Source organism: Micromonospora sp. NPDC049089 (assembly GCF_040648775.1).
Taxonomy (GTDB): Bacteria; Actinomycetota; Actinomycetes; order Mycobacteriales; family Micromonosporaceae; genus Micromonospora.
This window is the reverse complement of the sequence record NZ_JBEZEH010000207.1, coordinates 1-12961: the sequence shown is the minus strand read 5'-3', so window position 1 is coordinate 12961 and position 12961 is coordinate 1. Positions and strand designations below refer to the sequence as shown.

Below are 12961 nucleotides of genomic sequence, written 5' to 3'. Positions count from 1 at the left end.
GAGCGTCAGGGTCAGGTCCAGCTGATGCCACGGTTACGAACGCTGCGCATGCCCTTCTCCTCTCCCCTCGGTGACGGCCCCCGTGCCCGCCAGGTGACCTCAGAGTCGGCCACTGCCTGCTTCGGCGGTAGGGATGTCGGCGTTCGAAGTCGTTCGGGCTTGTTCGACCGGGCACTCGGACGTCACAGCTCTGGAGTCGGGTCGCCGTGACCACAGCGGCACGACAGCGAGAACAGCCACCAGCCCCGACAATCCGCTGAAACCGATCACCGTGGTGGCCGGCCACCGGTCGGCGCCCAGACCCGCGAGGACCATGGCCGTTCCCTGGAGCCCACTGAGGCCGGTGATGGCCACCCCGAACGCGCGTCCCCGGTACTGCGTCGGCACCGCCCGGCCGAACAACGCGTTCAAGGGGATGGCGAAGGCGCTCGCGGCTCCGGCCAGCACCAACAGCAGGAGCATCATCCACAGCGGAGGGACCAACCAGGCCACCGTCAGCACGCCGGCCGACATCGCGGCCAGCGGCAGGATGAGCCGTGGCCGGGCCGCCGGTGGACAGAACCGGGTGAGCGCGACCCCACCGAGGGACATCCCCAACGGCGCCGCCGCCAGCAACAGCCCGACGGTGCCGGCGCCGCCGCCGTACTGTCGGGCCAGCGGCGCCATCAACCCCTCGGCCGCGTAGGTGAAGGCACTGGCCATCCACAGGACCAGAACGTAGGACCGCAGCCGCGAATCGGCGAAGATCACCCGCAGACCGACCGCCCGGCCATGGCCCGCCGGGGCCGACCGCGTTCGAGGTGCCGCGCGGGAACGCACGCCGATCCCGATCAGCAGAGCCGAGACCAGGAACGTTCCGGCGTCCACCAGCAGGGCCCCGCGCAGCGACAGCAACGCCACCAGACTCCCGCCGACGGCGAAACCGACCACCTGCACCACCTGGGCGCAGATGTTGTCCACGCCGTTGGCCACCGCGTAGCGGTCGTCGTCGAGCACTTCCGGCATCAATGCCGCCCGCGCCGCCACGAACGGTGGCCGCATCAGGTTGACCACGAACAGGAGCACCACCAGGGCCGGCGCGGGGAGAGCCGGCAGCGCCGCCAGCGGGATGAGCGCCGCGCGGGCCAGGTCGCACGCGATCATCACGCTTCGCCGGGGGAACCGGTCGGCGAGACCGGACAGCAGCGGTCCACCGGTGAGCCAGGCCAGGTAGGAACTGGCGTAGGCGGCCGCCGCCAGTGCGGCCGAGCCAGTCTGGCTGAACACGAGATAGGCCACGGTCACGGCCGTGAGCTGGTCACCGGCCAGGGACAGCAGGTACGCACCGAACAGGTGGCGGTACTCGCGCACCGCGAACACCTCGGCGTACGTCGCGGCGCGCTCGGTCACGTCGCCCTGCCCCTCCCGCGCCGGCGGTCGTCTGGGCGCTCGGCGCAGACCGTATCCGCGTTCGCGTGGTCGCGGCCGGGAACGAGCGTTCGGACCTGTTCGGGTCCGTTCGCGACAGGTACGGACGGTCGACGCGGGAGGTGTCGACAGTGCTAGCCGGCGTGCAGCGAGTGCCGGTGGCCGTCGAGCGGGAAGGGCGGCCGGGCCGGCAACACCTCCTGGAACACGAAGCCGCACTTCTGCGCCACCCGGCAGGACGCCACGTTGTCCACCTGGTGCAGCAGGTCAAGACGCACCACGTCGGGGAACCGGTCGAACGCCCAGCGGCTCAGCGCGGTGACCGCACGCGGGGCGACGCCACGGCCGCGTGCCCATGACGCCGTCCAGTAGCCGACCTCCGGGGCTGGGCGCTCCGCCGTGACCCCCTTGAGCACCACGTTGCCCACCAGCCGGGCGCCGTCGGCCTGCTCTTCGACGACGGCGAAGGTGTACCGCCGCCCGTCGGCCCAGTCGCGCAGCGCGCCTTCCAGCCACCGTCGGGCCTCAGCGGCGTTGGTCACCGGAGCTCTGGTCCAGCGGCGCAGGACCGGATCCCGGTACGCCCGCACCAGCTCATCCAGGTCGTCGGCGCACCACTGACGCAGGGCGACACCCGGCGTCGAGGGCGTGTCGGGTGACCGCGATTCGATCAGCATCGGCACAGTCTGCCGTGGCGGTGGCCCGGCGGTCAGCCCCGACGGCGCCACCGCCGCCACCAGCTACGCCGGGGTCGGCGCGCGGGCGCCGGTACGTCCGCCGCTTCGGTGACGGTTGTGGTGACCTTGGGGCGGGCACGTTCGGCGCGCCAGCGGCGGATCACGTCCTCGGTGTTCACCGGGCGTACCGCGACCCGGGGGCCGTCGTCGGGGAAGCGCAGCCACGCCACGATCTGCGCGTTCAGCTGTCCCACGAAGTCGCGGACGGACTGTTCGGTGGGCAGGTCACGGACTTCGTCGGGGACCTGCTCGATGCGTCGGCGCAGTTGCAGCGACGTGGGCAGGAGCAGGTCACTGGGGAGCGCCTCGCGCTCCAGGAAGCTCTTGATCCACCACGCCTCGTCATACGGCGCCCCCCGACCGGGGATCGGCTTTCCCATGCCGGGCAGGCGGTCGAACTCGCCGCGCTGAACGGCATCCTGGATCTTCGCCTCCACTGACGCTTTCCACGCCTCGGTCACCGTGCGGCACCTCCCTGGCCACCGTAACGCGCCGCCTGCGACCGGCGACACGCCCTTGCCAGGGGTCAGCACGCCCGCGACGGTGAGCATTCCCGCCGACGGTGCTGCCGTCGCGCCGAACGCGAGTGGATCACTGCGGATCGCAGGCCACGGCCTGTCAGGTGGCCCTGGGTGGGGACGTTCAGCCCGATTACGGTCGGTGAGGGATCCATCGGACGGGGGAAGCGTCATGGTGAGTACGGGTGCACTGCTGGGCATCGCGCTGGTGGCGTTGGGGCTGGTGCTCACGCCCGGCCCGAACATGGTCTATCTGGTCTCCCGCTCGGTGGCGCAGGGCCGCCGTGCCGGGCTCATCTCGCTGCTCGGGGTCGCCGCCGGCTTCGGCGTCTACCTGGTGGCGGCGGTCGCCGGCCTGGCCACCGTCTTCGTCCTGGTGCCGACGCTGTACGCGGTGGTGAAGCTGGCCGGCGCCGGCTACCTGCTCTGGCTGGCCTGGCGGACGCTGCGCCCGGGTGGGCAGTCACCGTTCCGTCCCGCGCCGCTGCCACCGGACCCGCCCCGGCGGCTGTTCACCATGGGCCTGGTCACCAACCTGCTCAACCCGAAGATCGCGATCCTCTACGTATCGCTGCTACCGCAGGTCATCGACCCGACGCGGGGGCACGTGGCCACGCAGAGCCTGCTGCTCGGTCTGACCCAGATCGTCGTGGCGCTGAGCGTGAACGCGCTGATCGTGCTCAGCGCCGGCGCCCTCGCGGGGTTCTTCGCCCGCCGGCCGGTGTGGTTGCGGGTGCAACGGTGGGTCACCGGCACCGCGCTCGCGGCGCTGGCTGTTCGCATCGCCGCCGACCGCTCGCGCGCTGCCGTCGCCACGCCCTGACCCGGGCGGTCAGCGCTCCCGGTGGCGGTCGAGCATCCCCGCGGCCAGCGGCGCGGCGTCCAGGTCACCGGCGGCGAGCCGGGCGGCGAGGGTACGGCGTACCAGCCGGTCGGCCAGCGCGGGCGCGTGCCGGCCGACGGCCATCTCCAGCCGACCGCGTGCGGTGGTCGCCACGTCCCGGGGCGCCCGCCGGGCGGTGGCGGTCCGCAGGATCGCCGCGACCACTCCTTCGACGGGCTCGGGGCGCGACACCCCTCGCAGGGACAGCCCGGCCTCGGCGGTGCTGTCGTGGATCGGTGAGGCGACCATGCTCGGGTAGACGACGCTGACCCCGACGTGGGTGCCCACCTCGTGGCGCAGCGCGTCGGCGTAGGCGACCAGGGCCCGTTTGCTCACCCCGTACGCGGCGGCGAGCGGCAGCGGCAGCACCGCCATCCGGCTGGCCACGAAGATCACCCGTCCGCGTGCGGTGAGCAGTGGCGGCAGCGCGGCGGCGGTGGTACGCCAGGCGGCGAGCAGGTTGACCTCCAACTGCTGACGGACCACCTCGTCGGGCGGCAACTCGGCCGGCGCGGGACCACCGACACCGGCGTTGTTGATCAGCAGGTCGAGCCCGCCGAGCCGGTCGACGGCGGCCCGCACCCCCGCCGGTACGGCGTCCGGGTCGGTCAGGTCGCAGGCCAGCACCGGCACGTCGCCGTCGGAACGGGCGTGCAGGTCGAGCCCGACCACCCGGGCGCCGGCAGCGCTCAGCGCGGCGCCGAGGTGGCGGCCAAAGGTCCCGCTCGCCCCGGTGACCAGCACCCGCCGACCGGTCAGCGATCTCGTCACCGCCCGGCTCCGCTCGGGGTGGGGCGGGCACGGCGGGTCCCGACGCTCAACTCCCGGGCCAGCTCGGCCAGGTAGACGTCGAAGTCCACCCGCATCGCCGGGCGGCGCTGACCCCAGCGGGCGGTCGCGGCCCGCAGTTCGGCCCGGCACGCGGCGCGCTGTCGGGCCGGGTCCGGCAGCGCGTACCGGCCGGCGAGGTGCGCCGCGATCAGCTTGGCCTGCGCCTCGACCAGGGGGAAGGCGGAGCCGGTGGACTGCATCAACCCGACGAAGCTCAGCCCGGGGGCGTCGGGGTGGAACACGTGCCGGTACAGCGGCAGGGTGTCGGCGCCTCCGGCGAGCAACGCCGGGTCGAGAAACGGGATATCCACCCGGTAGCCGGTGCACCAGATGATCAGGTCGACGGTGTCGCTGCGGCCGTCGGTGAACTCCACCCGGTCGCCGTCGAGGGCGGCGACGCCGGGTCGGGCCTCGACGTCACCGTGGGTCAGCCGCGACAGCAACCCGTCGGAGAGCGTCGGGTGGTCCTGCAGGAAGCCGTGCGTCGGCGCGGGCAGCCCGTAGCGGCTGGGGTTGCCGACGGTGGCGCTCAGCATCGTCTGGGTGATGCGTTGGCGCAGACGCCACGGCAGTCGGCGGGCCAACGCCCCGTTGAGGGTGTCCGAGGGTCGTCCCAGCAGGTACTTCGGTACCACCCAGACGCCTCGGCGCAGCGACAGCAGGGTGCGGGTGGCGGCGTACGACGCGTCGACGGCGATGTCCATCGCGGAGTTGCCGCCGCCGACGACCAGGACCCGCCGGCCGGCCAACTGCTCCGGACCCCGGTAGTCGTGGCTGTGGATCTGCTCGGCGGTGCAGGTGCCGGGGTAGCCGGGGTCGGGGAGGCGGGGCACCCGGTTGTGCCCGTTGGCGACGACCACAGCGTCGACGGTGACCTCGACCGGGCCCGTCGGGCCGCTGGCGGCCACCGTCCAGGTGCCGTCGGGGTGCTGGGTGACCCGCTGCACTGTGTGCCCCAGCCGGATGCTGTCGGCGAGGCCGAAGCGCGCGGCGTAGTCGGCGAGGTAACCGGCGACACGACTGTGGTCGGGGTAGTCGGGCCAGTCGGTCGGCATCGGGTGGTCGGCGAACTGGGTGCGACCACGGCTGGTGTTGAGGTGCAGCGTGCGGTACGCGGGCGAGTCGGGCGCCCCGTACACCCAGAGGCCACCGACCTGCTCGGCGGCCTCGAAACCCACCGTTGCCACGTCGACGTCGCGCAGTGCCTTGACCGCGGCGAGCCCGGCGGCGCCAGCCCCGATCACCGCCACCCGAGGTGGTACGCCCATTGCCGCCCCCATTAATCCAACGTCTGATGGATAATCGTCGCGTGGCGGCGGCCCGTCAAGGGGTCGGAGATCCATAGAGCCCGTCGAGCAGGCGATGCACGAACACCCGGAACTCGCGCCGTTCCCGAGCGCCGGGCGCGCCCGCGGCCAGCGCCACCACATGCCCGTGCGTCGCCCACACCAGACTGCGCACGGTGATGTGCGGGGTCGGCTCGGCCAGCGCGCCGGTCGCCGCGGCGGCGGTGAGCAGCTCCGCGACCAGCCGGTACAACGGGTCGGCGTAACGCTGGTCCAACTCGGCGTGCCGCTGCGGTTCCAACCAGCGGCGCAACCACAGCGCGGTGGTCTCGGGGCGGTCCTCCAGAAAGTCGACGAAGACGTCGACCAGCTCGTGCAGGGCCCGTCGCGCCGCGTCCGGACCCGCGTCGAGAGCGGCACGGGCCTGCTCGGCGGCCTCGGTCAGCACGTCCCGCTCGGCGGCGAACACCCGGGCGAAGCACGCGTCGTAGAGCGCTGCCTTCGTACCCGTGTGGTGCGCGACAGTGGCGACGTCGACGCCGGCGGCGGCGGCGACCTCCCGCAGCCCGACGGCGTCGAAGCCCCGCTCGGCGAAGAGCGCGGTCGCCGCGGTGAGCACCACCTCGCGGGTCGGCCGGGTCTCGTCGCGGCGGGGCCGACCCGGGCGGCGGCGGGGCATGGTCATGGCCGCCATTCTGCCCCTAGAATCCAGCGACCGTTGGATTGCGGAGAGGATGCGGCGATGACCGGGCTGGACCGGCGGCCCGCGGCCGCCACCGAAACGACACTGCCACGCGGCCCCCTGGCGGGATTCGCGGCCGGCTCGCTCGGCATGGGCGTCTGGGTGACAGTGCCCGGCCTGCTGCTGCTCTACTTCCTCACCGACGTGCTGGCCGTCGCGCCGTGGCTGGCCGGCCTGGCGCTGCTGCTGCCGAAGGTCGCCGACGTGCTGCTGCACCCGTGGGTGGGGCACCGCGCCGACGTCGAGCAGACCCGACGCGGCGACCGTCGTCGCCTGCTGCTGATCGGCTGCGCCCTGCCGGTCGCGTTCGCCGCGCTCTTCGCGGTGCCCGGCGGCCTGACCGGCACGCCGGCCGCCGCGTGGGTGGCGGTGTTCTTCATCGCCGGCAACCTGCTCTTCGCCGCCTACCAGGTCCCCTACCTGGCCACCCCGGCCGACCTGCGCATCGGTTATGACGAACGCACCAGGTTGATGGCGTTCCGGATGGTGGTGCTGACCCTGGGCATCCTGGTCTCCGGGCTGCTGGCCCCGCTGCTCACCGGCGGCGACGCCGCGACGCGGGGCGGCTACCAGCGGATGGGCGTGGTCCTGGCCGTGGGGATGCTGGTGGCCATGCTGGTCGGTGTCGCCGGCATCGCCCGGCTGCGCGGGTCCGCGCCGGCCAGCACCGCGCCCGGGCACGGCGGGTGGCGGGCGTTGCGCACGGCGCTGCGCGACAGGCAGTTCCGGTGGCTGGTCGCCGCGTACCTGGCGATGTCCACCACCACCCACCTGGTGCTCGCCGGGGTGCCCTACTACGCCGAGTACGAGCTGCGCGCCCCCGGCCTGACCACGGTGCTGGTGGCCGCGTTCGTGGCGCCGGCGCTGCTGGTCACCCCGGCCTGGCTGGTGGTGGCCCGACGCGTCGGCAAGCAGCGGGCGCTGCTCGGCGCGCAGGGCGCGTTCGCGATCGGCTCGCTGGTGCTGGCGGTGGGCCGACCGGCCGGCCTGCCGGTGCTCATCGGCGCGGTGGCGGTGCTCGGGGTGGCGTTCGCCGGCATGCAGCTGTTGCCGTTCTCGATGCTGCCCGACGTGATCCGCAACGCCGGCGGCACCGGGGCCGGCACCTACACCGGGGTGTGGACGGCCACCGAGGCCACCGGCGCGGCCCTGGGCCCGTACGCGTACGCGCTGTGCCTGACCGTGGGTGGTTTCGTGGCCTCGACGGCCGGTGAGTCGCCGGTGCAGCCCGACGCCGCGCTCGCGGCGGTCCGCTACGGCTTCGGGTTGCTGCCGGCGGTGGCGATGCTGGCGGCGGTGCTGCTGCAACGCCGCTACACCCTGGACGCGACGGCCCGGGCGGCGAGCTGATCGGCCGGCACTAGACTTCGCCCTCGATGGACGCCCAGCCCAGCACCACCGAGACCCGCCCGTGCGCCCACTGTGGAGCACCGGTGCCGCAGCGTGTCGGCGCGGGTCGACCGTTTCGCTACTGCCGCGACAACGACGGCGCCTGCCAGCGCGCCTCGCGCAACAGCCGGATGCGCCACCGCAACGCCCCCGGTCTGCCCGGGCAGGTGGCCCGCACCTGGGAGGCGGTGGATCGGCTCGACCAGATCGTCGAGACGTTGACCGAGTCGCTGCACGCCGAGTTGTCCCCGGTGGGAGTGCAGCGACAGCTCGCGCAGGTCCGCGCGGAGGCCGCCAGCGAGATCGCGGCGGCGCAGACCGAACGCGACGAGGCCCGCGACGACGCCGAGAACGCGGCGGCCGACGCGGCGCGCGCCCGCGAGCAGGCCCGCGAGGCCCGCGCCGAGGCCGACGACGCCCGCCAGCGCGCCGAGCTGGCCCAGCGGCAGAGCACCGCCGCCGACGAGCGGGCACAGCACGCCGAGGCCGCCCGCGACCAGGCGCGCCACGACGCCAGCGCCGCCGAGGCGCTGCGCGCCCAGGCCGAACGCGACCGCGACCAGGCCCGCGCCGAGGCGCGGGACCTGCGCACGGAGCGCGACGCCGAACGGCAGCGGGTGGCCGACCTGAGCGTGGAACGCGACGCGCTGCGCGCCGAGGCCGAACGGGCCAGCCGGGCCGCCGCCGAGGCGACCGAGCGGGCCGGGCGGTGGCAGGCCGAGGTGCAGGACGTCCGGCGCCAGATCGAGCAGTCGCGCGCCGACGCGGCGCGGACCCGCGCCGAGGCCGCCGACGCCGCCCGGGCGCGCGAGCAGGCCGACCGGGCCCGCGACCGCGCCGAGGTCGCCGCCCGGCAGGCCGACGACGCCCGGCAGGAAGCCGCCGAGGTCGCGGCGCGGCTGCGCGCGGAGGTGGCGGCCCTGGCCGCCCAGCGCGACACGCTCACCGCCGAGCTGACCGTGGCCCGGCAGGCCGCGGCGACCGCCGAGGGTCACCGCACCGCCCTGACGGTACGACTCGACGCCGCCGAGACCGATCGGGATCTCGCGCAGCGGCGGGTGGCGCAGCTCGGTGACCAGGTCAGCGACCTGGCGTTGGCGCTGGCCCGCCTCGGCGCCACCACTGCGAAGGACGCCACCTGACGATCGTGGCGCAACCTTCGGTAGGCTCAAGCGGTTAACCACCCCGGTGGCAGCGGACACGCACCGTCGTCCCGACCCGCCTGGGGATCACCTCACCGGGTGAGCGTCCCGGCCGGCTACCCTTGGTCCCGGCCCACCCGTGGACGCCTCACGCCCTCGGGCGGGAATGGCTCGACGGGGACGCACCGTTACACCCAGAAGACCAGCACCACGAACGAGGGGAAGTCGATCATGGGCGAGCGTATGCTGCGCGGAAGCCGCCTTGGCGCGGTGAGCTATGAATCCGACCGCAACACGGAGCTCGCGCCGCGTCAGACCCGCGAGTACCTCTGCGCCAAGGGCCACCAGTTCGAGGTGCCGTTCGCCGTCGACGCCGAGGTCCCGACGACCTGGGAATGCAAGTTCGACGGCAGCGTCGCCCGACTCGTCGACGGCAACGAGCCGGAGCAGAAGAAGGCCAAGCCGCCGCGTACCCACTGGGACATGCTTCTGGAGCGGCGTTCCATCGCCGAGCTGGAGGACATCCTGGAGGAACGCCTGCAGGAAGTTCGGACCCGCCGCGGCCGCGCCTGAGCCGCACGACGTACGACGACAGCGCCCCCGGGGGTTTTCCCCGGGGGCGCCGTCGTGTCTGCGTGTGGCGTGGTGTCAGTGCCGGCCGGGTTCGACGATCTCGCCCTCGATGGCGCGACCGCCGTCGACCACCACGGGCTGTTCCGGCTGCGGTGTCGGTTGCGGCGCACCCTGGCGCACCCGCACCGTGCGGGGCCCGAACAGGTCACCGGCGACCATCGACGACACCCGCCGCTCGGTGGCGCGGCGCACCCCGACGCGGGCCAGTCGACGCACCGGCGGCACCAGCAGCAGCAACCCGACCAGCCCACTGACCAGGCCGGGCACCGCCAGCAACAGTGCCCCGGCCAGCCCGACCAGCCCGTCGGTCACCTGCCCACCCGGGGGTTGCCCGGCCGACGCCGCGGCCCGGAACCCACGCCAGGCGCGCATCCCCTCGCGGCGCAGCAGGACCAACCCCAGCAGGGACGCGGCGAACACCAGCAACACCGCCGCGCCGAACCCCAGCGCCCGTCCCACGCCGACGAACACCGCCAGCTCCAGCACCACCGCCAGCAACAGGGCCAACGGTACGAACCTCAGTCCTCGGCGCATCTCACCTCATCGCCATTCCTGCGGACACCACGGACGTGTTCCGCTCATCCAGCATGACACGGCCGCGCCCACGGCCACCGTGCCCGACCCGCTCACGGCCACCGCGCCTGGCCGGTGGCGGTGCCGTGCAGGCCCCGGCGTACCGCCTGGCGCCGGTCGCGCACCCCCCAGGCGGTGATCCGCCACAGCGCCTCGGCCACGATCTTCGGGCTCATCTTGCTGTCGCCGCGCTCCCGCTCGGCGAAGGTGATCGGGACCTCCACGATCCGTACCCCGGCCCGGTGCGCCAGCCGCGACAGTTCCACCTGGAACGAGTAGCCCTGCGAGGTCACCGACTCCAGGTCGATGGCGTCCAACGCGCTGATCCGGTACACCCGGTAACCGCCGGTGGCGTCCGAGACGGGCATGCCCAGCGCCAGGCGCGCGTACAGGTTGCCGCCGCGTGACAGCAACAGCCGTCGCAGCGGCCAGTTGAGCACCCGCGCGCCGCTGGTCCACCGGGAGCCGATCACCACGTCGGCGTCGCGGGCGGCGTCCAGCAGCGCCGGAAGGTCCTCCGGGGCGTGCGAGCCGTCGGCGTCCATCTCCACGACCGCCTGGTAGCCACGCTCGCGCGCCCACCCGAAACCGGCCAGGTACGCCGCGCCGAGGCCCTCCTTGCCCTGGCGGTGCAGCACCTGCACGTGCGCGTCGCCGTCGGCGAGGGCGTCGGCGATCGCGCCGGTGCCGTCGGGGCTGTTGTCGTCGGCGATGAGGATCCGCACCGCCGGGGCGGCCCGCCGGACCCGGCCCACGATCACGGCGATGTTGTCGGCCTCGTTGTAGGTGGGGATCACCACCAGTACCCGGCCCACTCCGGGCACCTCGTCCGTGCGTCGGATCGTATCGGTCGCCTGGATCACGGTTCCTCCGCTCCCGCCGGCGTACCGGCTGTTGCTATCCGGGCCTGACCCGCTGCCGCCGGCGCAGCACCGCCGCGCCGACCAGGGCCGCCGCGGCCAGCGCGGCGAGCGCCACCTCGGGCCACCAGCCGACGCGGGTGGCGAGGGTGCGTCCGTCGTCGAGCCGCAACTGCCGCACCACGACCTCCCGGGTGTTGAACCCGGTGGCATCGCTTACCCGCCCGTCGGGTGCGACGAACCCGGACACCCCGACCGTTGAGGCCATCAACGCCGGCCGTCCGTGCTCCACCGCCCGCAGCCGCACCATGGCCATCTGCTGGCGGGCCTCTGCCACGTCGAAGGTGGCGTTGTTGGTCTGCACCACCAGCAGTTGCGCGCCGCCGGTGACGGTGTCGCGGACCACCTCGTCGTAGGCGACCTCGAAGCAGATCACGTCACCGAGCACGGTGGGGCCGGCGCGTACCACGCCCGGGGTGCTTCCGGGCACGAAGTCGTTGCGGATCAGGTCGACCTTCTTGCTGACCATCCGGGCCACGTCGCGCAACGGCACGTACTCGGCGAACGGCACCGGGTGGCGTTTCGTGTACAGCTGCTCGAGGTCCGCGCCGGTGCCGGGGTGCCACAGGATGCCCGCGTTGCGGACCTGCCCCGCGTCGGGGCCCAGCAGCACCGCGCCGACCAGGATCGGCGCGCCGATGGTGTCGGCGGCCTGGGAGATGCGCGCCCCGGCGGTGGGGTTGCGTAGCGGGTCGATGTCGCTGGAGTTCTCCGGCCACACCACCAGGTCGGGTCGCCGCTGTTGCCCGGAGGCGACCCGCTCGGCCAGTTCGATGGTGGCGTCGACGTGGTTGTTGAGCACCGCCTGCCGTTGGGCGTTGAAGTCCAGGCCCAGCCGGGGCACGTTGCCCTGCACGATCGCCACTGTCACGTCCGCGCCGGACCCGGCGGAGGCGACCGGCACCAGCAGCGCCCCGGCGGTCAGCGCGACGGCCACGACGGCCGGTACAGCCACCGGCGCCCAGCGACGCCCCGCGGCACCCCCGGCGCGTGCGGGGCCGTCCAGCGGGCTGTCAGCGCCCGGCACGGCGTCGCTCGCCGTGGTGGTGGGCTCGGGTGCGTGGTGCTGGGCGGTGACCCAGCCCCGCCAGACGGCGGTGACCAGCAACCCGCCGATGAGGGCCACGACGAAGGTGACCAACGGGGCGCCGCCCAGCGCGGCCAGCCGCAGCAGCGGCGAGTCGTCCTGGCTGAACGCCAACCGCCCCCACGGGAACCCGCCGAACGGGGTGCGGTCGCGCAACGCCTCCTGCCCGACCCAGAGCAGCCCGGTCAGCGCCGGCCACGCCCAGCGGGCCCGGTCGACCAGCGGCGACACCCAGGCGGTGGCGGTGCCCAGCAACGCCACGTAGCCGGCCTGCAGCAGCGTCAGCAGCACCCACGGCAGGTAGCCGGTGTGCAGGTTCGTCCAGGCCAGCAGCGGGGCGAAGAACGCCAACCCGGTCAGGAAGCCCAAACCGGCGCCGGCGCGCAACCGCCGCCGGTGCGCGGCGGCGGCCAGCAACGCCACCCCGACCGGCGCGAGCGGCCACACCCCGTACGGGGGGAACGCCACCAGCAGGGCCAGCCCGGCGGCCACGGCCAGGGGCACGGCGACCCGCAGCGGCAGGGGCCGACCCACGACGGCAGGGACGCTGATCACCGTGGGGGCGGGTGTCTCATCCCGGTCCAGCATCGTCACCGCAGCTTCACCTCGATCACCCGGCGAAGGCTACCCGCCTGACGGTCCCGCTGGCCGGGCCCCCTGTTCGCCGATCTTGCACTTCCGGTGCCGACACAAGGGGCATTCCCGCCCACATCAACGACACAAACCGCAAGATCGCCGGCCCTGACGAGCGCATCGAAGCCGGCGATCCGCGACCAGGTGAAGTCGTCGCCGGGCGCGTCCCCCTCGCCCTTG

14 protein-coding genes are annotated in these 12961 nt (G+C 73.9%); 4 read left to right on the top strand and 10 right to left on the bottom strand.

Annotation, left to right across the window (positions count from 1 at the left end):
* Nucleotides 1–99: 99 nt before the first annotated feature.
* From AB0B48_RS27620 to AB0B48_RS27610, 3 genes are all read right to left on the bottom strand, one after another.
* Nucleotides 100–1389, bottom strand: a complete 1290-nt coding sequence (locus AB0B48_RS27620; RefSeq protein WP_357206564.1) for an MFS transporter — start codon at nucleotides 1387–1389, stop codon at nucleotides 100–102.
* Between the two features lie 152 nt (nucleotides 1390–1541).
* Nucleotides 1542–2084, bottom strand: coding sequence for a GNAT family N-acetyltransferase (locus tag AB0B48_RS27615; protein ID WP_357206562.1), 543 nt, complete (start codon nucleotides 2082–2084; stop codon nucleotides 1542–1544).
* A gap of 32 nt (nucleotides 2085–2116) precedes the next feature.
* Complete coding sequence (locus AB0B48_RS27610; RefSeq protein ID WP_357206560.1) at nucleotides 2117–2605, bottom strand: DUF1992 domain-containing protein; 489 nt, start codon at nucleotides 2603–2605, stop codon at nucleotides 2117–2119.
* Nucleotides 2606–2834: 229 nt separating this feature from the next.
* On the opposite strand from AB0B48_RS27610, the gene AB0B48_RS27605 reads away from it, so the two are divergent.
* Nucleotides 2835–3485: a LysE family translocator gene (locus tag AB0B48_RS27605; protein ID WP_357206558.1), complete on the top strand. Its 651-nt coding sequence runs from the start codon at nucleotides 2835–2837 to the stop codon at nucleotides 3483–3485.
* Between the two features lie 9 nt (nucleotides 3486–3494).
* Here AB0B48_RS27605 and AB0B48_RS27600 read toward each other — a convergent pair whose 3' ends face one another.
* From AB0B48_RS27600 to AB0B48_RS27590, 3 genes are read right to left on the bottom strand one after another with little or no spacing between them, the layout of a single operon-like run.
* Entirely contained in the window at nucleotides 3495–4316 is an 822-nt protein-coding gene (locus AB0B48_RS27600) for an SDR family NAD(P)-dependent oxidoreductase (RefSeq protein ID WP_357206556.1), read from the bottom strand.
* Complete coding sequence (locus tag AB0B48_RS27595) at nucleotides 4313–5644, bottom strand: NAD(P)-binding domain-containing protein (protein ID WP_357206554.1); 1332 nt, start codon at nucleotides 5642–5644, stop codon at nucleotides 4313–4315. Before AB0B48_RS27595 ends, AB0B48_RS27600 begins: the two co-directional genes overlap by 4 nt.
* Before the next feature lie 55 nt (nucleotides 5645–5699).
* Nucleotides 5700–6347 (bottom strand): TetR/AcrR family transcriptional regulator, encoded by a 648-nt coding sequence (locus AB0B48_RS27590; RefSeq protein ID WP_357206552.1) that lies wholly within the window; start codon nucleotides 6345–6347, stop codon nucleotides 5700–5702.
* A gap of 57 nt (nucleotides 6348–6404) precedes the next feature.
* Here AB0B48_RS27590 and AB0B48_RS27585 point away from each other — a divergent pair, with 57 nt between their 5' ends.
* The 3 genes from AB0B48_RS27585 (at nucleotide 6405) to AB0B48_RS27575 (ending at nucleotide 9508) form a co-directional block, all read left to right on the top strand.
* Nucleotides 6405–7754, top strand: a complete 1350-nt coding sequence (locus AB0B48_RS27585) for an MFS transporter (protein WP_357206550.1) — start codon at nucleotides 6405–6407, stop codon at nucleotides 7752–7754.
* Between the two features lie 26 nt (nucleotides 7755–7780).
* Nucleotides 7781–8935 carry a hypothetical protein gene (locus tag AB0B48_RS27580; protein WP_357206548.1) on the top strand — a complete coding sequence of 385 codons (1155 nt, stop codon included), beginning with the start codon at nucleotides 7781–7783 and terminating at the stop codon, nucleotides 8933–8935.
* Nucleotides 8936–9166: 231 nt separating this feature from the next.
* Nucleotides 9167–9508, top strand: a complete 342-nt coding sequence (locus AB0B48_RS27575) for an RNA polymerase-binding protein RbpA (protein WP_091398247.1) — start codon at nucleotides 9167–9169, stop codon at nucleotides 9506–9508.
* Nucleotides 9509–9583: 75 nt separating this feature from the next.
* On the opposite strand, the gene AB0B48_RS27570 is transcribed toward AB0B48_RS27575, so the two are convergent.
* The 4 genes from AB0B48_RS27570 to AB0B48_RS27555 form a co-directional block, all read right to left on the bottom strand.
* Entirely contained in the window at nucleotides 9584–10102 is a 519-nt protein-coding gene (locus AB0B48_RS27570) for an FxsA family protein (protein ID WP_355007467.1), read from the bottom strand.
* Nucleotides 10103–10194: 92 nt separating this feature from the next.
* Nucleotides 10195–10983, bottom strand: a complete 789-nt coding sequence (locus AB0B48_RS27565; protein ID WP_357206568.1) for a polyprenol monophosphomannose synthase — start codon at nucleotides 10981–10983, stop codon at nucleotides 10195–10197.
* Nucleotides 10984–11038: 55 nt separating this feature from the next.
* Nucleotides 11039–12736, bottom strand: coding sequence for an apolipoprotein N-acyltransferase (gene lnt, locus AB0B48_RS27560; RefSeq protein WP_357206566.1), 1698 nt, complete (start codon nucleotides 12734–12736; stop codon nucleotides 11039–11041).
* Between the two features lie 2 nt (nucleotides 12737–12738).
* A partial coding sequence (locus tag AB0B48_RS27555) for a hypothetical protein (protein ID WP_357206545.1) occupies nucleotides 12739–12961 on the bottom strand: 223 nt, incomplete at its 5' end.

Bases quoted from the DNA above. Each gene is read 5' to 3' on its own strand.
- AB0B48_RS27615 (WP_357206562.1), bottom strand. From the start codon at position 2,084: ATGCTGATCGAATCGCGGTCACCCGACACGCCCTCGACGCCGGGTGTC.
- AB0B48_RS27605 (WP_357206558.1), top strand. From the start codon at position 2,835: ATGGTGAGTACGGGTGCACTGCTGGGCATCGCGCTGGTGGCGTTGGGG.
- AB0B48_RS27595 (WP_357206554.1), bottom strand. From the start codon at position 5,644: ATGGGCGTACCACCTCGGGTGGCGGTGATCGGGGCTGGCGCCGCCGGG.
- AB0B48_RS27590 (WP_357206552.1), bottom strand. From the start codon at position 6,347: ATGACCATGCCCCGCCGCCGCCCGGGTCGGCCCCGCCGCGACGAGACC.
- AB0B48_RS27585 (WP_357206550.1), top strand. From the start codon at position 6,405: ATGACCGGGCTGGACCGGCGGCCCGCGGCCGCCACCGAAACGACACTG.
- AB0B48_RS27580 (WP_357206548.1), top strand. From the start codon at position 7,781: ATGGACGCCCAGCCCAGCACCACCGAGACCCGCCCGTGCGCCCACTGT.
- AB0B48_RS27575 (WP_091398247.1), top strand. From the start codon at position 9,167: ATGGGCGAGCGTATGCTGCGCGGAAGCCGCCTTGGCGCGGTGAGCTAT.
- AB0B48_RS27570 (WP_355007467.1), bottom strand. From the start codon at position 10,102: ATGCGCCGAGGACTGAGGTTCGTACCGTTGGCCCTGTTGCTGGCGGTG.
- lnt (WP_357206566.1), bottom strand. From the start codon at position 12,736: ATGCTGGACCGGGATGAGACACCCGCCCCCACGGTGATCAGCGTCCCT.